This is a genomic window from Aeromicrobium sp. UBA7512 (assembly GCF_002476985.1).
Classification (GTDB): domain Bacteria; phylum Actinomycetota; class Actinomycetes; order Propionibacteriales; family Nocardioidaceae; genus Aeromicrobium; species Aeromicrobium phoceense.
Map to the genome: position 1 here is coordinate 232918 of NZ_DLNK01000003.1, position 24496 is coordinate 257413.

Here is a 24496-nt window from a genome sequence, read left to right on the forward strand (position 1 = left end):
GCGCCCCTTCCAGCTCTCGAACGGTCAGACGTCCGCGAAGAGGGCGTCCATCGGGACGAGGTCCACCGCGCCCACGGCGTAGCGGGCCAGGATGACCTCGGCCACCTCGTCGGCCACGCCCAGCGGCTCGGCGACCGCCACGGCGCCAGCCTCGAGTGCCAGCTCCTTCGCGCGGTCGGGCAGGACGCCCGGCGCCAGGAACAGCATGCCCACGGCGATGTGCCGACGACCGTCGGCCCGGTGGGCCCGCACGGCCTCGCTGGCCGCCGGCGGGGCGCTGGAGGCGAACGCCGCGATCGTGGGCAGCTTGTGGTGGGCACCCCACGCACGGGCGGCGCGGGAGACCATCGCGTTGGCCATCGGGTCGGACGAGCCCGCGCCGGTGAGCACGAGGGCGTCGAGCTCGCGGACGCGGTTCTCGCGCAGCGCCTCACGCAGGCGGCGGTCCAGGACGTTGAGGAACGTGCCCTCGATGCCGAGGACCTTGGTGACCTCGATGCGGACGTCGTGCTTGGCCGAGGCCGCCTTCGCGGCCTGGGGCACGTCGACCTTCGCGTGGTAGGCCTCGGTGAGCAGCAGCGGGACCACGACGATCTCGCTGAAGCCCTCGGCGACCAGCCGCTCGACGACCTCGTCGAAGCTGGGGCCGCACAGGTCCAGGAACGCGGACTCCACGCGGAGATCGGGGCGCATGCACGCCACCACCTCCGTGAGGGCGTTGATGGTCTCGGCCGATCGCGGATCGCGGCTGCCATGGGCCAGGGCGATCAGTGCGGGTGCGGTCATCGTGCATTCCTCCCTTCCTGCGGTGCGGTGCTGGTGATGTCGGTATCGGTGGTGGTGCGGGCCAGGTGGCCCAGGAACTTGAGCCGGAACGCGCGCAGACAGCTGCGGCACTCCCACTCGCCGTGCGTCTCGCCGTGGGGACGCAGGTCCTCGTCGGCGCAGTACGGGCACGAATAGGGGACGAGGCGTTCACTCATCGGAGCACCTCCTCGTCGGCCCTGGCGACCCACGCGGCGAAGGACTCGCCGTCCTCGCGGTGCGCCAGGTAGGTGCGCGAGAGCTTCTCGACGTAGTCGGGCAGCTGGTCGCCGGTGACCTTGTGGGCGCGGAGCTTGCGACCGAAGCCGGCGTCCAGGCCCAGGGCGCCACCGAGGTGAACCTGGAAGCCCTCGACCTGCCGGCCGTCCTCGTCCATGACGAGCTGGCCCTTGAGGCCGATGTCAGCGGTCTGGATCCGCGCGCAGGAGTTCGGGCAGCCGTTCACGTTGACCGTGATCGGCGAGTCCAGCTCGGGCACGCGCTGCTCGAGCTCGTCGATGAGGTGGGCCGCGCGGTCCTTGGTGTTGACGATCGCGAGCTTGCAGTACTCGATGCCGGTGCAGGCCATCGTGTGCTGACGCCACTGCGACGGGCGGGCGTGCAGGCCCAGCTCGGCCAGGGCCGCGACGAGCGACTCGACGCGATCCTCCTCGATGTCGAGGACGACGATCTTCTGCATGGGCGTGAGCGCGACGCGGTTGGAGCCGTGGGCCTCCACGACGTCGGCCAGCTGCTGCAGCATCGGGCCGGAGATCCGGCCGACCGTGGTGGCGGCACCGACATAGAACTTCCCGTCCACCTGGCGGTGCACGCCCACGTGGTCGACGGGGGTGTCGGGCACCGGGGGAGCGTCGAGGTCGATGAGCGTGCGCTGGAGGTACTTCGTCTCCAGCACCTCGCGGAACTTCTCGATGCCCCAGTCCTGCACGAGAAACTTCAGGCGGGCGCGCGACCGCAGCCGGCGGTAGCCGTAGTCGCGGAAGATGCTGACGACGCCCTCCCAGACCGCGGGAACCTCGTCGAGCGGCACCCAGGCGCCGAGGCGCAGGGCGAGGTGCGGGTTGGTGGACAGGCCCCCGCCGACCCAGACGTCGAAGCCGGGGCCGTGCTCGGGGTGGACCGCACCGATGAACGCCACGTCGTTGATCTGCGGGACGACGTCGTGACCGGGGTGGCCGCTGATGGCCGTCTTGAACTTGCGGGGCAGGTTGGAGAACGCCTGGTCGCCGATGTAGCGGCTCTCGATCGCGTCGATCGCCGGCCGGCCGTCGATGATCTCGTCGGCCGACACGCCGGCGACGGGGCTGCCCATGATGACGCGCGGGCAGTCGCCGCACGCCTCCTGCGTCGACAGGCCGACGGACTCGAGGCGCTGCCAGATCGTGGGGACGTCGCGCACGTCGATCCAGTGGTACTGGATGTTCTGGCGGTCGGTGACATCGGCCGTGCCGCGACCGAAGTCGACCGAGACGTCGGCGATCGCGCGCAGCTGCTCGAGCGAGAGCTGGCCACCGTCGACGCGCACGCGCATCATGAAGCGGTCGTCGTCGAGCTCCTCGGGCTCCAGCGTGGCGGTCTTGCCGCCGTCGATGCCGGCCTTGCGCTGCGTGTAGAGGCCCCACCAGCGGAAGCGTCCGCGCAGGTCGCCGCCGTCGATGCTCTCGAAGCCGCGGTGCGCGTAGATGTTCTCGATCCGGGCGCGGACGTTGAGCGGGTTGTCGTCCTTCTTGGACTGCTCGTTCGCGTTGAGGGGCTCGCGGTAGCCCAGGGCCCACTGACCCTCGCCCTTACGGCGGCGGGGACGGGCAGGTGCTGCTGGGGTGGTGGTCATCGGTGCTCTCTGTCGCGTGGCTGGGCGCGAGCGTCATCGCTCAGCGCGGGGGCTGCGGGGTGGGGCAGATCAACGACACATCATGGAGCGCGCACGACCGAGGTCGACGTGGAGTCGTTCCACGAGCCAGGTGGTCTGTGCGGCGAGCATGCAGACAGTCTGTCCAGTGAGACGGCGGTCCAACAAACGGACGTCTCGAATCGTGGGACTGTCGTCCGTATCGCGAGACGCAAGAGAAACAAGTACTGGAATCCCAGTTCGAATTCACACGGCCGGTTGAGCCCTCTCGACGATGCCACGCAGGTCGAGGCCGCTGGGCAGCGTGCCGAACGTGCCCGCCCACTGCCCGCCGAGACGTGAGGCGCAGAACGCATCGGCCGCGGCGGGACTGGAGTACCGGATCATCAGGGAGCCCTGGAAGATGGCCGCCATGCGTGAGGCGACCCAGCGCGCGGAGGCCTCGGCGTCGGCGGGATCGGCCAGTCGGCGGAGCACTTCGTCGACCGCGGCGTCGAGGCGCGCGTCCTCGCCGCGGACGGTGCCGACCTCGGTGCGCCAGGCGTCGAGGGTGCCGTTCTCGCGTGAGAGCGCTCGCAGGACGTCGAGGGCGTTGACGTTGCCGCTGCCCTCCCAGATCGAGTTGAGCGGGGACTCGCGGAACAGCAACGGCATGCCGGACTCCTCGGCGTAGCCGTTGCCGCCGAGGCACTCGAGCGCCTCGCCGACCATCATCGGCGTGCGCTTGCAGACCCAGTACTTGGACAGGGCCAGGCCGATGCGCCGGAGGTTGCGCTCGTGCTCGTCATCGGGGCGATCCATCGCCGCTGCCAGGCGCAGGCCGGCCAGCATGCCCGCCTCGGACTCCAGGGCGAGGTCGGCCAGGACGCCCACCATGGCGGGCTGGTCGATGAGTCGCGCGCCGAAGGCGGAACGGTGCCGGGTGTGCCACGCGGCCTCGGCGAACGCCTTGCGCATGATCGAGGCCGATCCCAGGATGCAGTCCATCCGGGTGGCCGAGACCATCTCGATGATCGTGCGGATCCCGCGTCCCTCCTCGCCGAGGCGAACGGCCCACGTGTCGTCGAACTCCAGCTCGCTGGAGGCGTTGGACTTGTTGCCGAGCTTGTCCTTCAGTCGCACGATCGTCAGCGGGTTGCGCGAGCCGTCGGGCAGCACCCGCGGCACCACGAAGCAGGTGGAGCCGGAGTCGGTCTGGGCCAGGACCAGGAAGACGTCGTTCATCGCGGCCGAGGTGAACCACTTGTGGCCGGTGAGCCGGTACTCGCCCCGGACGTCGGTGGCCTTGGCGATGGTGCTGTTGATCCGCAGGTCGGAGCCGCCCTGCTTCTCGGTCATGCCCATGCCGGCCAGGAGGCCGGCCTTCTCCTGCGGCGCGCGCAGCCCGAAGTCGTACGTGGTGGAGGCCAGCCCCGGCGTCCACTGCGCGGCCAGCTCGGGGTCGGTGCGCAGCGCGGGCACGACCGCGTACGTCATGGTGATGGGGCACATGTGGCCCTGCTCCACCTGGCCCCAGGTGTAGAAGCCGGTGGCCCGGCGCAGGTGCGCGGCGGGGTGGTCGGAGGTCCACGGTGCCGCGGTGAGTCCGAAGCCGACCCCGCGCTCCATGAGCCAGTGCCACGAGGGGTGGAAGCGGATCTCGTCGATGCGGCGCCCGAAGCGGTCGACCGGCTCGTGGACCGGCGGGTACTGGTTGGCCAGGTGCCAGTGCTCGCGTGCCTCCGCCGTGCCGGCGAGCGCGCCGATCGGCTGGAGGTACTCGCGGATCTCGCCCGCCTGAGCGCCCCCCAGTGCCGCGACGGCGTCCATCAGCGGGGTGTCGGCGGCCGCGATGTTCACGTCGTCGAAGGGCACGGCCTGGTTCTCGGGGATGCGCTGCACGGGATCCATGGACTCACCGTAATTCCTCGCGGTGACACGCCTGCCGACATAGCGCGGGTGCTATGGACACTCATAGCACGCATGCGATACGGTCCCGGCATGCGAGGACCGATCGAGCACGACGACTTCTACGAGGGCATCGCCCGGCAGGTGGTCGAGCAGCGAACGCTCCGGCGGCTCTCCCAGCGTGAGCTCGCCGATCTGTGCGGCACGACCCAGTCGGCGATCGCACGGTTCGAGTCCGGCTCGCGCCCACCCAAGCTCGACACGCTGCTGCGGATCGCCGCAGCACTGGACTGCGAGCTCGACGTCACGTTCCGCCCACGCACGCGCCCCACGAAGGAGTCCCGATGAGCACCCGAGTCGACACCGAGCAGATCGAGTCCACCCGCAGCGAGAAGCTGCTCGCGGTGCTGCTGGCCGCCTTCCTGCTCGTGGGCGCCGTGTGGTTCTACGCAAAGGTTCCCGCCTGGGTCGACGGCGCGCTGCCGCAGGTCGACGATTCGGCCGTGGTCCAGGCCGAGAGCCGACAGGTGGAGGCGGACCAGGCACGGTGGGACGCCGAGACCGAACGCGACGAGTCGAGACTCCAGCTCGACCTCGAGCGGGAGGAGTACAAGGTCGCGCTGCAGGAGGGGGAGGGCGTCGCCGACGCGCGGCGCGAGTACGAGGAGGCCCAGGCCGAGTACGACCGGGTCGACGCCGAGCTGGAGGCCGCCACGGCGGCGGCCGGCACGGCCGAGAAGGAGGCCGAGCGGGCGCGGGAGGCCTACAACCAGGAGAACCGCTCGGGCCTGAAGGCCTGGCTGGTCGCCGGCATCCGGCTCGCCTTCGTCGCCGGGTGGACGCTCGGCGCGTACCAGCTGATGGCCCGACTGCGGCGACGCGAGTCGCGCTACCTCACGCTCGCGTTCGCCGGCGCCGCGGTCGGCGCCATCATGGCGCTCGTCTTCGCGGTCGACTACATCACCGACTACGTCGATCCGCTGGACCTCGGGCCGTTCGTGCTGTCGGCCCTCGGCGTCGTGGCCACCGTGGTGGCGTTCCGGGTGCTGCAGAAGCACCTCGCCGCTCGGGTGCCGGGCCGCCGGGTGCGCAAGGGGGAGTGCCCGTTCTGCGGGTTCCCGCTGCACGACGCCGGTCTGGACGGCGGACCGCACTGTGCGGGCTGCGGGCGCGACGTCATCGCGGACTGCGCCTCGTGCGGCGCGCCCCGGCGTGTGGGTTCGCCGCACTGCGCGGCGTGCGGCGCGCCCTGATCACGGCAGACGACTCACCGTGACCCACCCGGCGGCGCCCGACAGGTCCTCGAGCTCGGCGGGAGTCAGCTCGATGGCCGAGTCCGCGCTGCCGGCCGCCGGGAACACCGTGTCGAAGCGCTTGAGCGAGGTGTCCAGGTGGACGGCGGCGTTCGCGGGGTTGGCGAAGGGGCAGACGCCGCCCACGGGGTGACCCGTGAGCGCCTCGACCTCGTCGGCCCTGAGCATGGTGGCCTTGCGGCCGAAGGTGGCCTTGAAGGCGGCGTTGTCGGTGCGCGCGTCGCCGGCCATCACGACGAGCACGCACGTGTCGGGGGAGTCGCCGCGGAACGAAAGGGTCTTGGCGATGCGGGCCGGCTCGACACCGAACGCCTCGGCTGCCTCGGCCACTGTGGCGCTCGAGCCGGCGGTCTGCAGGATGTCACCGGCGCGTCCGTGACCGGTCAGGAACTCGCGCACGCTCTCGATCGACATGGCTCGATCCTGCCCGACGACGTCAGGCGCGCGGGAGACGGTCGGCGAGACCGGAGTTCTGCAGGAACTGCTCGCTGAGGAAGCGGCTGCCCTCGTTGTTGGGGTGGACGCCGTCGGGCGCCTGGTCGAGGGTCAGCGGCTCGGTCTCCACCCAGGAGAAGCCGTGGCGCTCGGCGGCCTCGCGCACGATGGGCCGGATGATGCGGCCCTTGCGCTCCTTGGTGGTGCCCCACGGGGTCAGCACGAGGACGTCGTCGTGCGACCGGCCGAGCTCGTCCCAGACCGCGGCGAGCTCGTCGAAGAAGCCCTCGGCGGCGCGCTCGATCTCGGTGCGGGTGGCCTCGACGACCCGGCCGTCCTTCGTGCAGCGGCGCCAGTCGTTGCGCCCGCCCTCCACGACGAGGATCCGGGGGGCGACGGCGCGCACCGTGTCGAGGCGCGACGTGAACCGGGTGTGCTCGCAGCTGCTGCTGCGCGACAGGAATCCGGTGCCGCCCATGGCGTCGAGCTGCGGCTCGAGACCGAGCTGGAAGGCGACCATCGCCCACCAGCCGGGATAGCGGCTGTGGCGGTCGCCGTAGTACGAGGAGTAGGAGTCGCCGATGACGAGCATCTTCTCGGGCGCCGACGGGGCGACCAGCGGCGTGACCGTGGGACTGGCCGCGGCGGGCGTGGAGGGTGCTGCGGCGCCGGCGCTGGTGACCAGTGCGGTCAGGGTGCCGGCGACGGTGAGGACGACAAGTCCGAGGCGCCTGCGGGGCAAGTGGGCACGGCTCGTCACGCCGGTTCCTCCGTGGTGTCGTTACTGGTGAGTCAGTAGAAGATAGCGTGCCCGGTCGCCAGGTCCGCGAGCCACGCGGTGACATTCTCGTGTCGCGGACGAGAGGGGCACACGACGAAGCCGCAGACCGTGAGGCCTGCGGCTTCTTTCTGTGGGCGATACTGGGTTTGAACCAGTGACCTCTTCCGTGTCAGGGAAGCGCGCTACCGCTGCGCCAATCGCCCTTGATATTCAGTTTTCCGAGAGGTGGGTACGGGATTTGAACCCGTGTAAACGGATTTGCAGTCCGTTGCCTCGCCTCTCGGCCAACCCACCGCAGATGGGTCTGCCGAGACCCTCTCCGAGCGGACAACGAGATTCGAACTCGCGACCCTCACCTTGGCAAGGTGATGCTCTACCACTGAGCTATGTCCGCAGCGACCGATTTCCCGGCCGACAAGAAACATTAACCGATGGGTCCGGAGCGCACCAAACCGGGTCGGCATAAGGTCGGGGCATGAAGGCATGGGTCAACGGTCAGCTGCTGGAATCTCCGCACGATCGGGCGCTCAGTGTGCTCGATCACGGTCTCGTCGTCGGCGACGGCGTGTTCGAGACGGCCGCCGTGATCGACGGCGAGCCGTTCGCGATGACGCGTCATCTGGACCGGCTGGTGACGTCGGCCGAGGGGCTCGGCATCGGCCGGCCCGACGTCGAGGCCGTCCGCGAGGGGATCGCGGCGACGATGTCCGGCCAGAAGCTGCCGTTCGGACGGATCCGCATCACCGTGACCTCGGGCGAGGGCCCGCTCGGGTCGCCGCGGGGGAGCTCCGGGCTCACGCACGTCGTGGTCACGGAGCCGGCCGACCGTCCACCGCCGGTCAGCGCGATCGCGACCGTCCCGTGGACGCGCAACGAGCGCGGCGCCCTGGCCGGACTCAAGACGACCTCGTACGCGGAGAACGCGAAGATGGTCGAGTACGCACGGGCTCGGGGCGCGTCCGAGGCGGTCATGGCGAACACCCGCGGCGAGCTGTGCGAGGGCACCGGCTCGAACATCATGTATGTGCTCGACGGGCAGGTCGTCACGCCGACGCTGGAGTCGGGCTGCCTCGCCGGCATCACCCGGGCGCTGGCCCTCGAGTGGCTCGCGGGCGAGCTGGACGTCGTCGAGCGAGATGCGCCGCTGGAGGTGCTGTTCGCGGCCGACGAGGTGATGCTCGTCGGGACGACGCGCACCATCCAGGCGATCAGCCGCGTCGACGACCGCGAGCTGCCCGCGCCCGGCCCGATCACCCAACGGGCGCAGGAGATCTGGCGCGCGCGGGAGGCCGAGTCGACTGACCCGTGACGACACCTTGGGCTGGCGACCAAGAAGCAGCGCCACGCGATCTGGCTCTGGCAGGGCGGCGAGTGCGCGAGCGAGGGCTGCCGCGACCCGATCGACCACGTCCACCACGAGATCCCCTGGTCGCTTGGTGGGCCCACGGAACTCGGTGTAATGACCGGTCGTTGCGCCGTCTGTCACACCCACGTGCAGTCTCGCGAGGGCACGATCCGGGCGGTCGCGTAGAGCGGTGCGGGTATGGAGGACATGCCCCCGTTCGTGCTGCGCTGGGAGTGTGCGTTAGTCTGGTCGTCGCACTCGGGCGATTGGCGCAGTGGTAGCGCGCTTCGTTCACACCGAAGAGGTCACTGGTTCGAACCCAGTATCGCCCACCCGAGGAAAACCCTGGAATCGCAACGATTTCGGGGTTTTCGCTTTTTCGGGCGTAGTTCTCTAACAGCGTGGACCACTCGCCTCCGTGCGCGGTCGTCGGACCCGGGCCCATCTCGCCGCGTCCTGACCCTCAGGGGCCCTTCGCAATCATCTCCGCAATGTGAGGACTTCGAGCCGAATCCTTGGAACCGTGCGAGGACGCCGCTCACCAGCCAGCGGCCTTTCAACGACGAGAGGACACGACCATGCGGTTGCGCCGCGGAGGATTGGACGGACCCACGTTCCAGATGCGCCAGAAGATGATGGCGATCGGGGACGACTTCTGGATCGAGGACGAAGATGGGAACAGGGCCTTCAAGGTCAATGGCAAGGCCGCTCGAATGCGTGAGACCTTCGTCCTGGAGGATCCGCGCGGCCAGGAGCTGTCAAAGATCCAGGAGAAGAAGCTCACCGTCCGCGACAAGATGGTCATCGAGCGCGGTACCACCAGGGCCACGGTGCACAAACGGCTCTTGGGCCTGCGCGACCACTACCTCATCGAAGTCGACGGCGGCGAGAGCCTCAAGGCTCACGGCAACGTCGTCGATCATGAGTACGAGATCGAACGCGACGGGGACACGGTGGCAACGGTGTCCAAGAAGTGGTTCAGGATCCGCGACTCCTACGGTGTTCAGCTGGCCGAAGGTCAGGACATCCCGCTGATCTTGGCGATCACGGTCTGCGTGGACGCCATGTCAGCGGGCTGACGAATGGCTCGCGCCCCACGTGGGTGTCCCCTCGGTGCGCGACGCGGATCCTGAGCACGATCCGTCGGCCGTCAGATGCGGGACTTCTCCGTTCGCGGGCCGGTCCCGATCATCCGAAGAGGCCGCGCTCCACCGTGCCGAGTCGCACCCGCTGGGGGTGGTCGCCGACCGGCAGGTAGGCGATCTCCTTCTTCGTGCGGACGTCCAGGACGGCGACGGAGTCGGAGTCCGACAGCGAGATCCAGCACGTGTCGTTCAGGCCCTCGGTCGTCCAGTAGGGCTTGAGGTAGCTGTGCCCCGTGGTCGCGGTGTCGAAGAACGTGGGCGCGCCGGTGGCACGGTCGACGAGGGCAGCGTAGTCGTCCATCGTGCCCGCCACGCAGAGCGTCGTCCCGTCCTTGTCGATGGACAGGCCGTGGTGCGCGGAGTCGTTGACGTACTCGGTGATGGGCATCTTGGGCACCCGGTTCGGCAGCGGGATGAGGCGCGTCACGGCACCCGTGCGGGGCTCGGCGATCTTGCCGGTGGAGTAGTCGGCCTTGCCGTTGATGTCCGCGGCCATCGTGTCGAACTCGACGTACCCGTGGAAGTAGGAGACCTGGAAGTAGACGAAGCGCTCGCCCGGGGCGATCGCCATCGGCCGGACGGCCGAGCTCATCTTGGGGTGGCCTGCCTCGGCGAGCTCCTTGCCCATGTCCCAGCGCTTGTCGATCCCGAAGTCGTCGTTGCGCACGATCTCGAACCACCGGTCTCCCTTGGTCCAGTCGCCGAGGGGCCCGTCGAGGGCCGTGTAGGCCGAGCCGATGGAGGCGTGGAAGATGCGCTGGCCGTCGGCACTGTAGTTGTTCTCGTGCGGGGTGTCGCCCGACTCGAACGTGCGCAGGCGGTCACCCATCTTGACGGTCCGGCCGTCCGGCAGCGTCTGGTCGACCATCGCGAACTCGATGACCTGGCGCTCCACGGAGTCGCTGACCAGCAGCCGCTTGCCGTCCGGGGAGAGGCCGGCGTGGTCGCTGCGGTAGCCGTCCATCGGCTGCTCGGCGACGATCGAGTCGCTGTCACCGGCGACCGCCTTCGCGATGTCGATCCACACGACGTCGGCGAAGCTCGGGCGGGACACGGCCAGGAACCGGCCGTCCTTCGTGCTGAACATGTCGTCGACGAACTGGTCGTGGCCCTGCCCGGGGCCGACGCGCACCGCCGTGAAGGTGATCAGGCGCAAGGGGTTGCGATTGATGTCGCGCAGCTCCTGGGCCTTGTCGGGGATCAGGTTGATGCCCGACCTGAGGATCTTCGGGTCGTGGGCGTCCACGATCGAGGCGGTCCCGGCCCAGTTGTTGCCCACGAACATCACGTCGCGGAGCGAGTCGGGGCTCGCCGCGGCGGCTCCCGTCGCCGCCGCGGACGGCATCAGGGCGGCAGCCGTGACGGCGGCGGCCAGGGTGGCGGCGATGCGGGCGGGGCGTGGGCTCTGGGGCATGGATGGATCATGCACCCGGTGTAACTCGCTGTGACACCCCTGTCTCACCCCTTGGTGATCTGGGTCACGCTTCCCGACTGGAGGGGGCGGCCGGTCAGGCGAGGACGCCGATCACCAGCGCGATGATGCCGAGCAGCGGCAGCGTGCCCTGCTTGATGGCGGCGCCCCGCTTGGAGGGGTCGGACAGCAGCAGGACCAGCGCCGCGGCGGCCATCGAGCCGATTCCCGCGAGGACGAGCGCCACGCCGACGTCGTCCGAGTCGCTCGCGATGAACGCGATCCCGACGGCGGTGACGATGGCGAGGAAGAGGTTGTAGAAGCCCTGGTTGAATGCCAGCTGCTTCGTCGACTCGGCCTCCTCGAGGCTCATCCCGAACGTGGCGCGCGTGCCGGCGCTCGTCCACGTGACCGACTCCATCACGAAGATGTACACGTGCAGCAGGGCAGCGAGGCCCGCGAGGATCACACCGGCGACGACCATGTCTTGGTCCCTTTCGTGGACAGTCCCTCGAGGGTAAATCCTCGCCCGTGTGGATCGAGTCAGGCGCCGATGAAGAGCTCGACGATTCGGTCGTCGCGCAGCGTGAAGCGGTAGGCGAGGTCGGCGACGCCTCCGGGGAAGTCGCCCTCGAGCCTGACGTGCGCCACTCCGTGCGTGTCGTCGATGCGCTCGGCGCCCGTCAGCTCGGTCGTGTAGGTGAACTCGCTGCCCGCACGGGTCAGGAAGTCGCGGATCTCGTGGAGGCCGCGGAAGGTCTCACCCTGGTCGGTGACCACGGCGTCGGGTCCGAAGTGGGCGAGCGCGGCGTCGGTGTCCTGCCGCGTGTGGGCGTCGAGGTAGTCGCGGATGGGAGCCGGCAGCTGGGCCGGGGGAATCTTCGTCGATGTCATGCGACCAGCCTCCGGCGTGCCCGGACGGGAGGGTCAAGGACTGGACCCTCCTGCAGGGGGAGAGTGCACACTGATCACGTGCTGGCGATCGGCGCGTTCTCCCGGATGACGCATCTGAGCGTGCGCACGCTGCGGCGGTACCACGAGGCGGACCTGCTCGTCCCGGACACGGTGGACGACCAGACCGGCTACCGGTACTACAGCGCCGACCAGATCCCCACCGCCCAGGTCATCCACCGGCTGCGCCAGCTCGACGTCCCGCTGGCGGACGTGCGGCGCATCCTGCTGACGCCCGATCCGGAGGCCCGGGCGTCCCTGTTCGCCGACCACCTCGACCGCCTCGAGGCGGAGCTGCAGCGCACCCGCGCGGCCGTGGTCAGCCTGCGCCGGCTGCTCCAGCCCGAGTCGGCACCGCTCGAGGTCGAGCTGAGGTCGGTGCCGGAGACGACGGTGGCGGGCATCGAGGCCGAGGTGGACCACGCCGACGTGCTGACCTGGTACGCCGGAGCCATCGCCGAGCTCGACGCGGGCGTCCGTGAGCCCACCGGCGTGCCCGGGGCGCTGTTCGACAACGAGCTGGTCGAGGTCGGCCGGGGGCGCATGCTGCTGTACCGCCCCACGCCCCGACCCGAGGCCGTCGGGCGCATCCGGCCGGCGACGCTGCCGGCCGTCGAGCTGGCGGTGACGACCCACGTGGGCCCGCACGACGACATCGACGTGAGCTACGGGGCGGTCGGCGCATGGCTGGTCTCCAACGCCCTGGCGGTGGCCGGCCCGGTGCGCGAGACCTACCTGGTCGGCCCCCGCGACACCGACGACCCCGACGCATGGCGGACCGAGATCGGCTGGCCCGTGTTCCACGTCGGAGGAGGGGCCGTGGCCTGACCCGCCACGCCATTGAGCGGCGACCTTCGTCCTAGGACAGCTCGCGCGGCCGCACGGCAGCAGCCGCGACCCCCAGGGCGGCCGCCGCCGCGAAGGCGAGCCGTGTGCTGGAGGCGTCCGCCAGGGTGCCGAGCGCCGCCGCTCCGACAGCCTGTCCGAGGGCGAGGACGAGGAAGCCCCAGCCGACGCCCGCGGCCGGGATCCGTGGATGCACGCGCGTTCCCCACAGTAGGAGCAGGCCGCTCGCGGCGATGTAGGCCGCGCCGAAGGCGGCCAGCGCGAAGCATGCGGCGAGGAGGCTCCCGGGCCAGGCCGCCACGACGGCGGTGGCGCCCGCGAGCACCAGCGCGGTCGCCGTCCAGGCGGCGCGGAGGCCGAACCGCTCGGTGAGGTCGCCCCCGGCGGCACCCAGGACGCCGAAGGCGCCCAGCAGGATCCACGCGATGGTCGAGGCCTGCTCGCCGAGGTGACCGTCCGTGACCAGGAGGTCGCGCCCGAACGTCCAGACCGCGGCGCTGGCGACGCCCGTGAGTGCAGCGGCGACGGTGAGCCGCACGCTGCCCGTGGGGAACAGCGGTCGGGGAAGCAACGGATAGCGTCCGGCGCGTCGTCGCTCGCCGTGCGGCACGCCCACGGCGGCGCCCAGGGTGGCGAGGGCGCTCAGCAGGGCGAAGGCCAGCCACGCGCCGCGCCACTCCTCCTGGGTGAGCAGCGCGATCGGCCCCGCGACGGCCACGCCCACGCCCGTGCCGGCGTTGACGACGGTCTGGGTGCGGGCCTGCCGCTCCCGTGCCACGGTGCGGGCGACCGCGTGGGCGAGTGCCGGGGAGACGACGCCCGTGCTCGCTCCGCCGAGGAGGACGCCGAGGACGAGCGCCGGGGTGCTCGGCGCCAGCGCGACCGTCAGCGTTCCGGCGGTGGCGAGGGCGCCGGCCGCGACGGCGACCGCGCGCCCACCCAGACGCGGAGTGAGAGTGGACGACGCCAGGATCGCGACGCAGTAGACGGCGTACCCACCCGCCGCGATCGTGCCGGCCGCGGCGGCGCCGAGGGTGAACTCGTCCCGGAACGCCGGCACGAACAGGCCGTACGCGAACCTCGCCAGTCCGTAGCAGGCGCCGATGAGGCAGAGCCCCGCGGCGCTGAGCGCGAGCTCGTCGCGGTGCGAGGCGACGGAGCTCATCGGGACGGGAACTTCACTGATCGGTGAACCACGCTGTCGACGGTACTACACTGACCGGTGAAGTCGATCGGAGGAACGCATGGTGGAGTCGACCATCGGGCACGCGGAGGCGCTGCGCGTCCCCGACCTCACGCCCGGAGCCCGGCGGATCCTCGACGCGTCGGCCGACCTGTTCTACCGCCACGGCATCCACGCGGTGGGCGTCGACGCCATCGCCTCGGCCTCCGGCGTCACGAAGCGCACGCTCTACGACCGGTTCGGCTCCAAGGACGCCCTGGTCGCCGCCTACCTGCAGGCCCGGCACGCCGCCTGGTGGGACCGGATGGAGGAGCGGCTGGCGTCGGCACCTGCGCCGCGCGTGCTCGCCGTCTTCGACGCCTACGCCCTCGACGCCCCGTCGATCGACCGCGGCTGCGGGTTCCTCAACGCCGCGGGCGAGCTGCCCACCGGACACCCCGGACAGGCCGTGATCCGTGCCCACAAGGCGGCCGTGCGGAGCAAGCTCGAGGGGCTTCTGCGCCTGGACCGCCCCGACGTGACCGACCCTGCCGCAGTCGCCGACCACCTCTTCCTGCTCCTGGAGGGCGGAGTCGCGCAGCGCGGGATCGACGGCGACGGACGGATGCTCGCCGTGGCGCGGGAGACCGCCGCACGGCTCGTCAGCTGACGGCCGGGAACCCGCCGGCCCGCACGAGGTTGCCGTGCAGGTCGATGACGTGGAACTCCGTGGCGCCCCACGGCTCGTCACGCGGAGAGCTGAGGACCGCCGGCTCCGGGACCTCGACGTGGCTCCACCCCGCGTGGCACGCGCGCGCCGCCTCGGGGTCCGGGAAGCGGAGGTAGCAGGCCACGTCGTTCGTCCAGCGGTCGACGGAGTCGTCGAGCCAGAAGTGCAGCTCGATCGCGAGCTGCTCGTGCCGCAGGATGAGGTACTCGTCCCACCGCCCGAGGGGCGTGAACCCGAAGCGGTCCCAGAAGCTCACGGTGACGTCGAAGTCGGCGCTCGGCAGGATGGGGATGGTCTCCGTCACGCGGCCAGTGTCTCCCGTGGGAGGCCTCCGGGCCAGGCCCGACTGCGAGGATGGACGCGTGTACGTCAAGATCTGCGGCCTCCGCACAGCCGAGCACGCCCGCGTGGCGACGAGTGCCGGGGCCGACGCCGTGGGCGTGGTGATGAACCGGACCAGCTCCCGGCGGGCCACCGACGACGAGGCGCGTGCCGTGATCGAGGCTGCCCGTGGCAGCGCCGACTCCGTGCTGGTCGTCAACGACATGCCGGCGGAGGACGCCGCGCGCACCGCGCGCCGCCTCGGCTTCGACGTGCTCCAGCTGCACGGCCGGGCCTACGACCAGCAGGACTTCGCCGCCGCGCTGGAGGTCGTCCCGCGGGTCTGGCGGGCGACCTCGCTCGACCTCGACCCGCCGCTGGAGGTGGGTGCCTGGGGCGAGGAGGTGCTGCTGCTCGACGCCCCGAAGCCGGGGTCGGGGGAGCGATGGGACCTCTCGGACCTCGCCGACCGCGCGCCGGACGGCACGTGGCTGATCGCCGGGGGCCTGTCCCCGGCGAACGTCCGTGAGGCGGTCGAAGCCGTTCGGCCCTGGGGCGTCGACGTCTCGAGCGGCGTGGAGACCGCGCCCGGTGAGAAGTCGTCGGCGCTCATCCGCGCCTTCGTGGAGGCGGCGCTGCGGGCCTGAGGCCCGGTTGCGGGTGCACCCGCGCGCTCGCGACAGTGGGAGCAGCGGAACTCTCCGCGACGGTGGGAAGGCGTGACATGGCCAACGGAACGGCGGCCGCCGGCGGCGGCGCGATCTACGGTCTCGGGATGTTCGGCGCATGGGTGTGGTTCTGGACCGAGGCCGACGGCCTCTGGGAGCACCTCTACGCGATCTTCCAGGGCCTCTTCTGGCCCGCCTACATGGTCTACGAGGCGTTCGCGGCGCTGGCGTCCTGACGACCGGGAGCGCTCAGCGCGAGCGCCAGGCCTCGATGTGCTCGGTGCGCTTCATGACCGACGACGGCAGCGCGCCCTCGGCGAGCTGCTCGATCGTGACCGTCTCGAGCACCTCGCGCAGGGCGTCGCGCGCGGCGATCCACACCGGCTTGAGGATCTCGGCGCGGCCGTTGTACTCGACGGCCTCGGGACGCAGCCCGTAGATCGAGACGATGGGTCCGTCGACGGCGCGGAAGACGTCCGCGACGGTGACGGCGTACGGCGGTCGGGCCATCCGCCAGCCCCCGGACTGCCCGCGCTGGGACAGCAGGATGCCCGCCTTGCGCAGGTCTCCCAGGATCGACTGGAGGAACCCGTGAGGGATGTCCTGACGACGACCCAGCTCGTCGGCGGTCACGGGCTTGTCACCCGGTTCGGCCGCCAGCTCGATCAGCGCCCTCAGCGCGTAGTCGGACTTCGTCGAGACTCTCACCGCCCCAGTGTCGCAAAGCCGACCGGCCGTTCCGTGACTATCCTCCGAATGTGACGACTGCTTCCCCTTCCCCCGACGTCTCGAACCTGACCGCCGCCCCGCTCGCGCACGTCGTGCGCGGCGACCTCGTCGAGTCGGTGCACCTGGGCCACCTCGTCGCCCTCGGAGCAGACGGCACGCCCGTGCTGACCCTCGGTGACCCGGAGGTCACGATGTGGCCGCGCTCCAGCGTCAAGCCGTTCCAGGCCGTCGCGATGGTCCGCCACGGGCTCGACCTGCCCGAGCGGCTCATGGCCCTGGCCGCCGCGAGCCACAACGGCGAGCCCGACCACATCGCCGGTGCGCTGGCGATCCTCGCCCGCGCCGGACTCGACGAGCGCGCCCTGCGCAACACGCCCGACCTGCCGTGGGGGACGACGGCGATGCGCGACTGGCTCGAGAGTGGCCAGGGTCCCGAGCAGATCAGCCAGAACTGCTCGGGCAAGCACGCCGCGATGCTCCTCACGTGCGTCACGGCCGGCTGGGACACCGAGACGTACCTGGCGCCGGACCACCCGCTGCAGCGCGCGATCCGCGAGACGATCGGGGAGTTCACCGGCGTGCCCGTCGACCACGAGACCGTCGACGGCTGCGGGGCTCCGCTGTTCGCCACCACCGTCACCGGACTGGCGCGCGGGATCGGGCGGCTCGCGGCGTCGCCGAAGCAGGCTCCCGACTCGGCCGAGGCGCGGGTGGCGCACGCCATGTCGACGCACCCGCACATGGTCGCCGGCGGGCAGCGTCCCACCACGACCCTGATGCGCGCGGTGCCCGGACTCGTGGCGAAGGACGGTGCCGACGGCATCTTCGCGGCGGGCCTGCCCGACGGGCGCGCCGTGGCGTTCAAGGTGCTCGACGGGGCGGAGCGACCCCTCGCGCCGGTCCTGGTGACCGCGCTCGACGCGCTCGGTGCGTTCTCCGGGGACGACGTGGACCACGAGGCCGTGGAGTCGCTGCGCGAGCGCGCGGTGCTGGGGGCCGGCCACGCCGTCGGCGCGATCCGCGCGACGTTCTGAGCTAGTCCGCCCGCTGGCGCACCCAGTCGATCACGGCCACGTCGCTCGTCCGGAACCGCTCGACCTCCTCGCCGCCGTCGCACCGGCAGAGCACGACCTCGGCGCCCGCGGCGTCGGTCTCCACGACGCGACAGGTGCCGCCGTAAGTGACCCACCGTTCCAGGTCGTCGATCCGGGAGGTCATGCCTCGGCCGCCCAGGTGCGCAGCTGGCGGTGCACGTTCCACGCGCCGACGATGACGGGGGAGTCGCCCAGCTCCGGCACGTGCTCGGCGAGGTCGGGGTCGATCTTCCAGTCGCGGGGATGGATCAGCACGGCGTGGTTCTGCGGGCCGCCGATGCCGCCGTGCGACCCGACCTGCCCCTCGAAGGCATGGATCCCACCGAGCTCGTCCACGGTGGAGATCACGACGAGGTCACCGGAGTCGGGCAGCGCGTGCAGGCGCGCGAGGTCGAGCGCCGTCCGGGAGGGGAAGCCGCGGAGGGGATCGTTCCCCGTGGAGGCGCCGTCGGGGCCCAGGCCGCGGGTGCCGTCGGGCCCGAGCACGAGGGGAGCGCCGGTGTCGTCGGTCGACAGCACGAGCCCGACGCCGGGACTGGCCAGCAACCCCGGCACGAGGCGCGGCCACGCGGCGTCCACCTCGGCGAGCGTGGGCCGCGAGTCACGCCGGGGGAACCACACCATGCCGAGGTTGCCGCCACCGGTGACGACGACCTCGGGGTCGGCAGAGTCGGACACGACCTTCTCCGGCTGGCGCTTGCCCTCGCCGACGACGGAGGAGGCCAGCGCGTTCAGTGGCCCGAGCTCCTCGCCGCCGCCGGTCGTGGTGAGCAGCGACGCTCCGCCGCGGTCCGGACGCATGAGCGCCGCCACGTGGTCGGGGAATGAGCAGCCCGCCAACTGGGAGAACGGTGCGCCGAGGCTCTGCCCGTGGTCGGACACCAGCACCAGGTCGTAAGGGGTGGCGACCGAGCGGGCGACCTCCTCGAGCGCCGCCAGGACGCCGTCGAGGCCCTCGATCGCGCGCATCGCCTCGGGCCGTTCCGGACCCGCGTGGTGCGCGATCTCGTCGTAGTCGACGAAGTCCACGAAGATCATCGGCGAGCCGCTCGCCATCTCCTCGGCGACCAGCGACAGGTTGAGCTTGCGCAGCAGCACGTTCGTCACGCCGCGCAGGACGACGTAGCCGCCCTTGCGCGGGATGCGGGGCTGCACGTCGCGGGCGCGCTGGCGATAGCCCTGGTGGAGCTCCTTGAGCACCTCGCCGACGGTCATCACGAGAGCGCCGGGCAGCAGGAACGGACGGATGAAGAAGGCCAGGTAGGCGGAGCCGGAGCCGAGGTCGCGGGCGCGGGTCGCCTTGCTGATCGTGAGGTACGCCCGTGAGGAACCGCCGGTGTAGGTCGTGCTGATGGCGCTGCCCTCGGTGAGCAGCCCCGAGTCGGGCGGGAACCGTGACTCGACGAGCCGTGAGTCGGCCGGGTTGCCCGCGGCGAGCAGCCGGCCCGACCGCCGGTCCCACCAGCGGAACGCCGGGACGTCGGGGCTCCCGTGCAGGAAGCCGGCCATGCTGGCGGGGGTCGTGCACGGGATGGTGGCCCACCACCCGCTCAGCGTGTGGCTGGAGCCGATCCAGCGGGCGATGTTGGGTGCCTGGCCGCCGGCGATGGCGCGCCGCAGCACCGGCAGCGCCAGGCCGTCGAGCTGCACGATGAGCATGCCGCGCCCGTCGGAGTCGGTCCGCGAGCGCAGGGCACGCGAGGTGCGGGCGGTGGCGGCGCCGACCACGTAGCCGCTGTCGGTCGCCCCGGAGAACCAGCGACCGACCGCCATCACCGCGGAGGCGACCAGCAGGACCACGACCGTGTCCCCGACGGAGAGGTTCGCCCGGGCGCCCAGGCTGATGGCGGCGCCGAGCACGAGCACCTGGGCGCCGAGACCGAGGGCCATCGCGAGCAGCACGCTGCCGCGCGAGGCCAGCAGGCGCAGGGGAGTGGCCAGGATGACGTCGACGAGGAACATCGCCACCATGACGACGAGGACGAGCTCGAGCTCGTCGTAGACCTCCTCGCCCACGGCGAGGAGGCCGAGGGTGACGCCGACCCCGACGACGACGACCGTCCACAGCGCCTGCAGCAGGTCCGGCACGCGCGGCACCCACCGAGATCGTCGTGCGGCCTGCACGGGTGCGGCGGCCCACCCGACGGGCGTGGTCTGGCTCACACCGGCATGGTCCCACGCGGCAGGGGCGTGCGGACACCCATCGGCGGCATCACGACGCGGGCTCCGAGCCCGGCACCCGCGGCGGCGGCCCGGAAGCGCGGCGCGGGCCGCTGGAACCACTGCTCGTGGGTGGGGCCGGACGAGCGCAGCACCACCGGCCAGTACGTGCCGTGGTGGACCGGGAGGATCCAGCGGGCGCCCACCGCGCGGACCGCCTCGACGGCCTGCTCGGGGTCGAGGTGACCGTCGCCGAGGGACGGCCCCCAGCCGCCGATCGGCACCAGTGCGAGATCGACCGGCTCGACCGCCGCGAAGTCCATCACGCCGGTGTCGCCCGGGTACCAGCAGGTGGTCCCGTCACGGCCGAAGCGAAAGCCCAGGGAGGTCGCCTCCGCGGCGCCGGGCCGCTTGTCGCGTCGACCGTCGTGACGGGCGGGCAGCACCTCCACGTCGACACCGGCAACGGTGAGCCGGTCGCCCGGCACGACCTCGATCGTCTGGAGGCGCTCCAGCGAGCGCACCGCCTGCACCGCCCCGCGCGGGACCACGATCGGCACCGCATCGTCGAACCGGCGCAGGGTCGGCAGGTGCAGGTGGTCGTGGTGCAGGTGCGAGATCAGCACGAGGTCGGCCCGGGTGGCGTGCGCCGGCGGAGGGTCCGAGGCGCGCCGCACGTGGAAGAGCCGCCGGGACATCAGCGGATCGGTCACCACGGTGGCCCCCGGGAGCTCGATCGTGACGAACGAGTGTCCCCACCACGTGACGGCCGTCATGCCTCAGTGTGGACCATCCGGGGGCCCCGGTGACAGGGATGTGTCAGCGCGCGGCGAGTGCGGCGCGGGCCGCGCTCATGCCCATGAACTCCGAGTCGTCCTCGGCCGACATCAGCTCGCCGTTGGCGAACGTGGCGTAGACGTCGATGTCCTGCTTGCCGCAGCCCTGGTAGACGCGGTCCTCGAGCTGCGTCACGCCCTTGGCCTGCAGCGCCTTCACCTCGGCGATCGCCTGGTCGATGAGCACGACGAACTCCGGCATCTCGTCGCCCATCAGCACCTTGAGCGCCTCGAGCTGGGCGATGAGCTTCTCGGGCGTGTAGCGCTCGCCCTCACCGGCCGAACGCAGCTTGGAGGAGACGGTCGCGACGCTGTCGCCCTTGACGTCGGGGGAGAACGCGGCGTCGGTCTTGAGCGTGCGCATGTTGAGCACCGAGGCGCAGCGGCCCTGCTTGATGACGAGACGCTGCTTCGCGAAGGCGCCGCGCTTCTTGCCCTTGTACTTGTACGTGATCTTCGTCGTCACGATGTACGCGCCCGGCTTGAGCTTCACCGCGGAGCGGTTCTTGCGCAGCACCTTGCCGCCCTGCTTGATGGTCATGGCCTTCTTGAGGACCTTGACCTTCTTGGCGGTCTTGAGGTTCGGCTTCACGAGCGCCGTGCCGTACCAGTCGATCGACTTGTTCGAGATCTTCTTGATCGTGACCGGCTTCGGGGCCGCCTGGGCGGGGGCGGCGACGAGCGTCGCGCTGGCGCCGACGGCGAGGGCGGCCAGGAGGCCGAGGATGGTGCGGCGCATGAGTAACGCCTTTCCGAGATGAGGGGCAAAGTCGACCTAGCGTACTCGGACGGGGACGGTCCCGGGACGAAACGGCGACCTCGGTAGGGTGAGCCCAAGAGCGCCGCCCAGCCGTAGGGGCCGCCCAGTCACCGAGGGGTTCACATGAGTCTGTCCGTCACCGTCGCCGGAGCCCAGCAGCAGGTCGACCCCGGGACGCGGGCGTGGCAGCTGTTCTCCGAGGACCCGCAGGTGATCGCCGCACGCGTCGGCGGCGACCTGGTCGACCTCGCGCGCGAGCTGGCCGACGGCGACGAGGTGGAGCCGGTCGCGATCGACTCGTCCGACGGCCTCGACATCCTGCGCCACTCGACGGCGCACGTCATGGCCCAGGCCGTGCAGGAGCTCTTCCCGGACGCGAAGCTCGGCATCGGCCCGCCGATCGCGGACGGCTTCTACTACGACTTCGACGTCGAGGTCCCGTTCACCCCCGAGGACCTCGCGAAGATCGAGTCTCGGATGAAGAAGATCGTCAAGGAGGGCCAGAAGTTCAGCCGTCGCGAGATCAGCGACGACGAGGCCCGCGCCGAGCTGGCCGACGAGCCGTACAAGCTCGAGCTGATCGGCCTGAAGTCCACCGCCGGGAACGAGTCGATGGAGGGCGCTGCCGAGGGCCCCAGCGTCGAGGTCGGGGAGGGCGGCCTGAGCATCTACGACAACCTCAAGCGCGACGGATCGCTGGCGTGGAAGGACCTGTGCCGCGGCCCGCACCTGCCCACCACCAAGCGGATCCCGGCGTTCACGCTGATGCGCTCGGCCGCGGCCTACTGGCGCGGCGACGAGAAGAACAAGCAGCTGCAGCGCATCTACGGCACCGCCTGGGCGTCCAAGGAGGACCTCGAGGCACACCTGCACCGCATCGAGGAGGCCCAGCGCCGCGACCACCGCCGCCTGGGCACCGAGCTCGACCTCTACAGCTTCCCCGACGAGATCGGCTCGGGCCTGCCGGTGTTCCACCCGCGCGGTGGCGTCATCAAGCGCGAGATGGAGGACTACGTCCGCCGCCGGCACATCGAGGAGGGCTTCGAGTACGTCGGCACGCCGCACATCGCGAAGGAGGGGCTGTTCTACACGTCCGGCCACCTGCCGCACTACGGCGAGGGCATGTTCCCGGCGCTGGAGATCGACGGTGGCGACTACCGCCTCAAGGCGATGAACTGCCCGATGCACAACCTGATCTTCCGGTCGCGCCAGCGCTCGTACCGCGAGCTGCCGCTGCGCCTGTTCGAGTTCGGTCACGTCTACCGCAACGAGAAGTCGGGCGTGATCCACGGCCTGACCCGCGTGCGCGGCTTCGCCCAGGACGACTCGCACTCCTACGTCACGCCCGAGCAGGCCCCCGCCGAGGTGGCGCACCTGCTGAACTTCATGCTGAGCCTGCTCGACGACTTCGGGATGGACGACTACTACCTCGAGCTCTCGACCCGCGACGCGTCCAAGGACAAGTTCATCGGCTCGGACGAGGACTGGGAGAACGCCACCCAGGTCCTCGAGGAGGTCGCCACGGCGACCGGTCTCGAGCTGGTGCCCGACCCGGGCGGCGCGGCCTACTACGGGCCCAAGGTCTCGGTGCAGGCGCGCGACGCGATCGGCCGCACGTGGCAGATGGGCACCGTGCAGTACGACTTCAACATGCCGTCCGCCGACCGGTTCAACCTCGAATACGTCGCCGCCGACGGCACCCGGCAGCAGCCGGTGATGATCCACTCGGCGAAGTTCGGCTCGATCGAACGGTTCATGGGCGTGCTGGTCGAGCACTACGCCGGGGCCTTCCCCCCGTGGCTCGCGCCCGTGCAGGCCGTCGGCATTCCCGTGGCCGAGCGGCACGTGGAGTACCTGGAGCGGCTCGCGGTGCGCCTACGCGCCGAGGGGATCCGCTTCGAGGTCGACGACTCCGACGAGCGCATGCAGAAGAAGATCCGCAACGCCCAGACGCAGAAGGTGCCGTACATGGTGCTGGTCGGCGACAAGGACGTCGAGGCGAACGCCGTCTCGTTCCGCTTCCGCAACGGCGAGCAGGAGAACGGGGTGTCGCTCGACGACGCGATCGACAAGATCGTGACGGCCGTCCGCGACCGGGTGCAGGTCTGATGCCCGATCCCGACGGCCTCGAACGGCTGTGGGCGCCCTACCGCATGGCCTACGTGCGGGAGGCCGGCAACGACACGGGCTGCCCGTTCTGCGCGATGGTCGCGGGGGAGCGGCAGACCGACATGATCGTGGTGCGCGGCGAGCACTGCTTCGTGGCGATGAACCTGTACCCGTACAACCCCGGCCACCTCATGGTGCTGCCGCTGCGCCACGAGTCGGGCCTGACCGAGCTGTCGCTCGAGGAGTCCAGTGAGCTGACCCTGCTGACCCAGCAGGCGATCCGCGCGATCGGCGAGGTCAGCTCGCCGCACGGGTTCAACGTGGGGCTGAACCTCGGGGCCTCGGCGGGTGGCTCGATCTCGCAGCACCTGCACCAGCACGTGGTCCCGCGCTGGGGCGGCGACGCCAACTTCATGACCGTCGTCGGGCGCACGAAGGCGCTGCCGCAGACGATCGCCGAGTCGGCCGAGCTGCTGCGGGACGTGTGGGAGAAGATGGCCTGATGCTGGAGCGTTTCCGTGCCTTCTGGAACCGGCTGTTCTCGCCGGTCGCCGACGGCCTCATCAAGATCGGCGTGACCCCCGACATGGTCACGTGGGTCGGCACGATCGGCGTCTGCGTCGGTGCCCTGTGGCTCTTCCCGCAGGGCGAGTTCTTCTGGGGCACGATCTTCATCACGGCGTTCGTGTTCAGCGACATCATCGACGGCACGATGGCGCGCAAGCTCGGCCGTACCTCCAAGTACGGGGCGTTCCTGGACTCCACGCTCGACCGCGTCGGCGACGCGGCGGTCTTCGGCGGCATCGCGCTCTGGTACGCGTGGGAGGGCGACTCGAAGGTCTACCTGTGCCTCGCGCTGGCGTGCCTCGTCCTGGGCGGCCTGACCTCGTACGCGCGGGCTCGCGCCGAGTCGCTCGGCATGGAGGCCAAGGGCGGCATCGCGGAGCGCTCCGACCGCCTCGTGGCCATCCTCGTGATGACCGGCCTGTCGGGCCTGTTCGACCTGCCGGTCCTGCAGCACATCACGCTCTGGGCCCTCGCGGTCGCCAGCGCGGTGACCGTCGGGCAGCGGATGGCGATGGTCAAGCGGCAGGCCGAAGCGGCCTGATCCGGGGCCGTCCGTCTCGCGGGCGCCGAGC

29 protein-coding genes and 4 tRNA genes are annotated in these 24496 nt (G+C 71.0%); 14 read left to right on the plus strand and 19 right to left on the minus strand.

The window, feature by feature from the left end; translation table 11 throughout:
* Positions 1–24: 24 nt before the first annotated feature.
* The 4 genes from B2363_RS02985 to B2363_RS03000 form a co-directional block, all read right to left on the minus strand.
* Complete coding sequence (locus B2363_RS02985) at positions 25–786, minus strand: sirohydrochlorin chelatase (protein WP_181756044.1); 762 nt, start codon at positions 784–786, stop codon at positions 25–27.
* Positions 783–983 carry a hypothetical protein gene (locus B2363_RS02990; protein WP_078700833.1) on the minus strand — a complete coding sequence of 67 codons (201 nt, stop codon included), beginning with the start codon at positions 981–983 and terminating at the stop codon, positions 783–785. Before B2363_RS02990 ends, B2363_RS02985 begins: the two co-directional genes overlap by 4 nt.
* Complete coding sequence (locus B2363_RS02995) at positions 980–2656, minus strand: nitrite/sulfite reductase (protein WP_286928360.1); 1677 nt, start codon at positions 2654–2656, stop codon at positions 980–982. The genes B2363_RS02990 and B2363_RS02995 overlap by 4 nt, the downstream gene beginning before the upstream one ends.
* Positions 2657–2920: 264 nt before the next feature.
* Entirely contained in the window at positions 2921–4564 is a 1644-nt protein-coding gene (locus B2363_RS03000) for an acyl-CoA dehydrogenase family protein (RefSeq protein WP_286928362.1), read from the minus strand.
* A 90-nt stretch (positions 4565–4654) separates the two neighbouring features.
* Here B2363_RS03000 and B2363_RS03005 point away from each other — a divergent pair, with 90 nt between their 5' ends.
* Together B2363_RS03005 and B2363_RS03010 are read left to right on the plus strand one after the other, a co-directional pair.
* Positions 4655–4909, plus strand: a complete 255-nt coding sequence (locus B2363_RS03005) for a helix-turn-helix domain-containing protein (RefSeq protein WP_286928363.1) — start codon at positions 4655–4657, stop codon at positions 4907–4909.
* Complete coding sequence (locus tag B2363_RS03010; RefSeq protein WP_286928364.1) at positions 4906–5814, plus strand: zinc ribbon domain-containing protein; 909 nt, start codon at positions 4906–4908, stop codon at positions 5812–5814. Before B2363_RS03005 ends, B2363_RS03010 begins: the two co-directional genes overlap by 4 nt.
* Here B2363_RS03010 and B2363_RS03015 read toward each other — a convergent pair whose 3' ends face one another.
* The 5 genes from B2363_RS03015 to B2363_RS03035 form a co-directional block, all read right to left on the minus strand.
* A complete protein-coding gene (locus B2363_RS03015) occupies positions 5815–6288 on the minus strand; it encodes a YbaK/EbsC family protein (protein ID WP_286928366.1) in 474 nt (157 codons plus the stop codon). It lies immediately after the preceding gene.
* Positions 6289–6310: 22 nt separating this feature from the next.
* On the minus strand, positions 6311–7069 hold the full coding sequence (locus tag B2363_RS03020; protein WP_286928367.1) for an SGNH/GDSL hydrolase family protein: 759 nt from the start codon (positions 7067–7069) through the stop codon (positions 6311–6313).
* A gap of 152 nt (positions 7070–7221) precedes the next feature.
* A tRNA-Val gene (locus B2363_RS03025) sits at positions 7222–7293 on the minus strand.
* A 20-nt stretch (positions 7294–7313) separates the two neighbouring features.
* Positions 7314–7384, minus strand: a tRNA-Cys gene (locus B2363_RS03030).
* 28 nt (positions 7385–7412) lie between these two features.
* Positions 7413–7484 (minus strand) — tRNA-Gly (locus tag B2363_RS03035).
* 81 nt (positions 7485–7565) lie between these two features.
* Here B2363_RS03035 and B2363_RS03040 point away from each other — a divergent pair.
* The 4 genes from B2363_RS03040 to B2363_RS03050 all read left to right on the plus strand — a co-directional run bounded on the left by B2363_RS03040 (position 7566) and on the right by B2363_RS03050 (position 9514).
* Positions 7566–8399 carry an aminotransferase class IV gene (locus B2363_RS03040; protein WP_286928368.1) on the plus strand — a complete coding sequence of 278 codons (834 nt, stop codon included), beginning with the start codon at positions 7566–7568 and terminating at the stop codon, positions 8397–8399.
* Between the two features lie 39 nt (positions 8400–8438).
* Entirely contained in the window at positions 8439–8621 is a 183-nt protein-coding gene (locus B2363_RS16250; RefSeq protein ID WP_376785956.1) for an HNH endonuclease, read from the plus strand.
* Positions 8622–8695: 74 nt separating this feature from the next.
* Positions 8696–8767: transfer RNA gene (locus B2363_RS03045), tRNA-Val, on the plus strand.
* A 246-nt stretch (positions 8768–9013) separates the two neighbouring features.
* Positions 9014–9514: an LURP-one-related/scramblase family protein gene (locus B2363_RS03050; protein WP_286928369.1), complete on the plus strand. Its 501-nt coding sequence runs from the start codon at positions 9014–9016 to the stop codon at positions 9512–9514.
* A 109-nt stretch (positions 9515–9623) separates the two neighbouring features.
* On the opposite strand, the gene B2363_RS03055 is transcribed toward B2363_RS03050, so the two are convergent.
* The 3 genes from B2363_RS03055 to B2363_RS03065 all read right to left on the minus strand — a co-directional run bounded on the left by B2363_RS03055 (position 9624) and on the right by B2363_RS03065 (position 11885).
* On the minus strand, positions 9624–10994 hold the full coding sequence (locus tag B2363_RS03055; RefSeq protein WP_286928370.1) for a serine/threonine protein kinase: 1371 nt from the start codon (positions 10992–10994) through the stop codon (positions 9624–9626).
* A gap of 94 nt (positions 10995–11088) precedes the next feature.
* Entirely contained in the window at positions 11089–11475 is a 387-nt protein-coding gene (locus B2363_RS03060) for a DUF1304 domain-containing protein (RefSeq protein ID WP_286928371.1), read from the minus strand.
* 59 nt (positions 11476–11534) lie between these two features.
* Positions 11535–11885, minus strand: a complete 351-nt coding sequence (locus tag B2363_RS03065; protein ID WP_286928372.1) for a nuclear transport factor 2 family protein — start codon at positions 11883–11885, stop codon at positions 11535–11537.
* A 78-nt stretch (positions 11886–11963) separates the two neighbouring features.
* Between B2363_RS03065 and B2363_RS03070 the strand changes: the two genes are divergently transcribed.
* The gene (locus B2363_RS03070) at positions 11964–12770 is read left to right on the plus strand and encodes a MerR family transcriptional regulator (RefSeq protein WP_286928373.1); all 807 of its coding nucleotides are present in this window, start codon (positions 11964–11966) and stop codon (positions 12768–12770) included.
* Positions 12771–12801: 31 nt separating this feature from the next.
* On the opposite strand, the gene B2363_RS03075 is transcribed toward B2363_RS03070, so the two are convergent.
* Complete coding sequence (locus B2363_RS03075) at positions 12802–13953, minus strand: MFS transporter (RefSeq protein WP_286928374.1); 1152 nt, start codon at positions 13951–13953, stop codon at positions 12802–12804.
* A 79-nt stretch (positions 13954–14032) separates the two neighbouring features.
* Here B2363_RS03075 and B2363_RS03080 point away from each other — a divergent pair, with 79 nt between their 5' ends.
* On the plus strand, positions 14033–14620 hold the full coding sequence (locus B2363_RS03080) for a TetR/AcrR family transcriptional regulator (RefSeq protein ID WP_286928376.1): 588 nt from the start codon (positions 14033–14035) through the stop codon (positions 14618–14620).
* On the opposite strand, the gene B2363_RS03085 is transcribed toward B2363_RS03080, so the two are convergent.
* Complete coding sequence (locus tag B2363_RS03085; RefSeq protein ID WP_286928378.1) at positions 14613–14984, minus strand: hypothetical protein; 372 nt, start codon at positions 14982–14984, stop codon at positions 14613–14615. The genes B2363_RS03080 and B2363_RS03085 overlap by 8 nt on opposite strands.
* Positions 14985–15042: 58 nt before the next feature.
* On the opposite strand from B2363_RS03085, the gene B2363_RS03090 reads away from it, so the two are divergent.
* The gene (locus tag B2363_RS03090; protein WP_286928380.1) at positions 15043–15648 is read left to right on the plus strand and encodes a phosphoribosylanthranilate isomerase; all 606 of its coding nucleotides are present in this window, start codon (positions 15043–15045) and stop codon (positions 15646–15648) included.
* 77 nt (positions 15649–15725) lie between these two features.
* Positions 15726–15905, plus strand: coding sequence for a hypothetical protein (locus B2363_RS03095; RefSeq protein ID WP_078700849.1), 180 nt, complete (start codon positions 15726–15728; stop codon positions 15903–15905).
* A 13-nt stretch (positions 15906–15918) separates the two neighbouring features.
* Here B2363_RS03095 and B2363_RS03100 read toward each other — a convergent pair whose 3' ends face one another.
* Positions 15919–16377 (minus strand): RrF2 family transcriptional regulator, encoded by a 459-nt coding sequence (locus B2363_RS03100; RefSeq protein ID WP_181756028.1) that lies wholly within the window; start codon positions 16375–16377, stop codon positions 15919–15921.
* Between the two features lie 50 nt (positions 16378–16427).
* Here B2363_RS03100 and B2363_RS03105 point away from each other — a divergent pair, with 50 nt between their 5' ends.
* A complete protein-coding gene (locus tag B2363_RS03105) occupies positions 16428–17432 on the plus strand; it encodes an asparaginase (protein WP_286928383.1) in 1005 nt (334 codons plus the stop codon).
* 1 nt (position 17433) lies between these two features.
* Here the strand turns inward: B2363_RS03105 and B2363_RS03110 are convergent, their stop codons facing one another.
* The 4 genes from B2363_RS03110 to B2363_RS03125 are packed head-to-tail and all read right to left on the minus strand — an operon-like array spanning position 17434 to position 21227.
* Positions 17434–17616 carry a hypothetical protein gene (locus B2363_RS03110; RefSeq protein WP_286928385.1) on the minus strand — a complete coding sequence of 61 codons (183 nt, stop codon included), beginning with the start codon at positions 17614–17616 and terminating at the stop codon, positions 17434–17436.
* On the minus strand, positions 17613–19655 hold the full coding sequence (locus tag B2363_RS03115) for an alkaline phosphatase family protein (RefSeq protein WP_286928387.1): 2043 nt from the start codon (positions 19653–19655) through the stop codon (positions 17613–17615). The genes B2363_RS03110 and B2363_RS03115 overlap by 4 nt, the downstream gene beginning before the upstream one ends.
* Positions 19652–20428: an MBL fold metallo-hydrolase gene (locus tag B2363_RS03120; RefSeq protein WP_181756024.1), complete on the minus strand. Its 777-nt coding sequence runs from the start codon at positions 20426–20428 to the stop codon at positions 19652–19654. The genes B2363_RS03115 and B2363_RS03120 overlap by 4 nt, the downstream gene beginning before the upstream one ends.
* A gap of 43 nt (positions 20429–20471) precedes the next feature.
* The gene (locus tag B2363_RS03125) at positions 20472–21227 is read right to left on the minus strand and encodes a hypothetical protein (RefSeq protein ID WP_286928388.1); all 756 of its coding nucleotides are present in this window, start codon (positions 21225–21227) and stop codon (positions 20472–20474) included.
* A 144-nt stretch (positions 21228–21371) separates the two neighbouring features.
* Between B2363_RS03125 and thrS the strand changes: the two genes are divergently transcribed.
* The 3 genes from thrS to pgsA are packed head-to-tail and all read left to right on the plus strand — an operon-like array spanning position 21372 to position 24465.
* Complete coding sequence (gene thrS / locus B2363_RS03130) at positions 21372–23357, plus strand: threonine--tRNA ligase (RefSeq protein ID WP_286928389.1); 1986 nt, start codon at positions 21372–21374, stop codon at positions 23355–23357.
* Complete coding sequence (locus B2363_RS03135; RefSeq protein WP_286928390.1) at positions 23357–23860, plus strand: HIT family protein; 504 nt, start codon at positions 23357–23359, stop codon at positions 23858–23860. The genes thrS and B2363_RS03135 overlap by 1 nt, the downstream gene beginning before the upstream one ends.
* A complete protein-coding gene (gene pgsA, locus B2363_RS03140; RefSeq protein WP_181756020.1) occupies positions 23860–24465 on the plus strand; it encodes a phosphatidylinositol phosphate synthase in 606 nt (201 codons plus the stop codon). Before B2363_RS03135 ends, pgsA begins: the two co-directional genes overlap by 1 nt.
* Positions 24466–24496 lie beyond the last annotated feature (31 nt).

What these genes read in the sequence shown, in the direction of transcription:
- B2363_RS03120 (WP_181756024.1), bottom strand. Translation starts at nt 20,428, where the DNA reads ATGACGGCCGTCACGTGGTGGGGACACTCGTTCGTCACGATCGAGCTC.
- B2363_RS03040 (WP_286928368.1), top strand. Translation starts at nt 7,566, where the DNA reads ATGAAGGCATGGGTCAACGGTCAGCTGCTGGAATCTCCGCACGATCGG.
- B2363_RS03080 (WP_286928376.1), top strand. Translation starts at nt 14,033, where the DNA reads ATGGTGGAGTCGACCATCGGGCACGCGGAGGCGCTGCGCGTCCCCGAC.
- B2363_RS02990 (WP_078700833.1), bottom strand. Translation starts at nt 983, where the DNA reads ATGAGTGAACGCCTCGTCCCCTATTCGTGCCCGTACTGCGCCGACGAG.
- B2363_RS03060 (WP_286928371.1), bottom strand. Translation starts at nt 11,475, where the DNA reads ATGGTCGTCGCCGGTGTGATCCTCGCGGGCCTCGCTGCCCTGCTGCAC.
- B2363_RS03050 (WP_286928369.1), top strand. Translation starts at nt 9,014, where the DNA reads ATGCGGTTGCGCCGCGGAGGATTGGACGGACCCACGTTCCAGATGCGC.
- B2363_RS03135 (WP_286928390.1), top strand. Translation starts at nt 23,357, where the DNA reads ATGCCCGATCCCGACGGCCTCGAACGGCTGTGGGCGCCCTACCGCATG.
- B2363_RS03075 (WP_286928374.1), bottom strand. Translation starts at nt 13,953, where the DNA reads ATGAGCTCCGTCGCCTCGCACCGCGACGAGCTCGCGCTCAGCGCCGCG.
- B2363_RS02985 (WP_181756044.1), bottom strand. Translation starts at nt 786, where the DNA reads ATGACCGCACCCGCACTGATCGCCCTGGCCCATGGCAGCCGCGATCCG.
- B2363_RS03015 (WP_286928366.1), bottom strand. Translation starts at nt 6,288, where the DNA reads ATGTCGATCGAGAGCGTGCGCGAGTTCCTGACCGGTCACGGACGCGCC.
- B2363_RS03095 (WP_078700849.1), top strand. Translation starts at nt 15,726, where the DNA reads ATGGCCAACGGAACGGCGGCCGCCGGCGGCGGCGCGATCTACGGTCTC.
- B2363_RS03005 (WP_286928363.1), top strand. Translation starts at nt 4,655, where the DNA reads ATGCGAGGACCGATCGAGCACGACGACTTCTACGAGGGCATCGCCCGG.
- B2363_RS03055 (WP_286928370.1), bottom strand. Translation starts at nt 10,994, where the DNA reads ATGCCCCAGAGCCCACGCCCCGCCCGCATCGCCGCCACCCTGGCCGCC.
- B2363_RS03000 (WP_286928362.1), bottom strand. Translation starts at nt 4,564, where the DNA reads ATGGATCCCGTGCAGCGCATCCCCGAGAACCAGGCCGTGCCCTTCGAC.
- B2363_RS03125 (WP_286928388.1), bottom strand. Translation starts at nt 21,227, where the DNA reads ATGCGCCGCACCATCCTCGGCCTCCTGGCCGCCCTCGCCGTCGGCGCC.
- B2363_RS03010 (WP_286928364.1), top strand. Translation starts at nt 4,906, where the DNA reads ATGAGCACCCGAGTCGACACCGAGCAGATCGAGTCCACCCGCAGCGAG.
- pgsA (WP_181756020.1), top strand. Translation starts at nt 23,860, where the DNA reads ATGCTGGAGCGTTTCCGTGCCTTCTGGAACCGGCTGTTCTCGCCGGTC.
- B2363_RS03065 (WP_286928372.1), bottom strand. Translation starts at nt 11,885, where the DNA reads ATGACATCGACGAAGATTCCCCCGGCCCAGCTGCCGGCTCCCATCCGC.
- B2363_RS02995 (WP_286928360.1), bottom strand. Translation starts at nt 2,656, where the DNA reads ATGACCACCACCCCAGCAGCACCTGCCCGTCCCCGCCGCCGTAAGGGC.
- B2363_RS03110 (WP_286928385.1), bottom strand. Translation starts at nt 17,616, where the DNA reads ATGACCTCCCGGATCGACGACCTGGAACGGTGGGTCACTTACGGCGGC.
- thrS (WP_286928389.1), top strand. Translation starts at nt 21,372, where the DNA reads ATGAGTCTGTCCGTCACCGTCGCCGGAGCCCAGCAGCAGGTCGACCCC.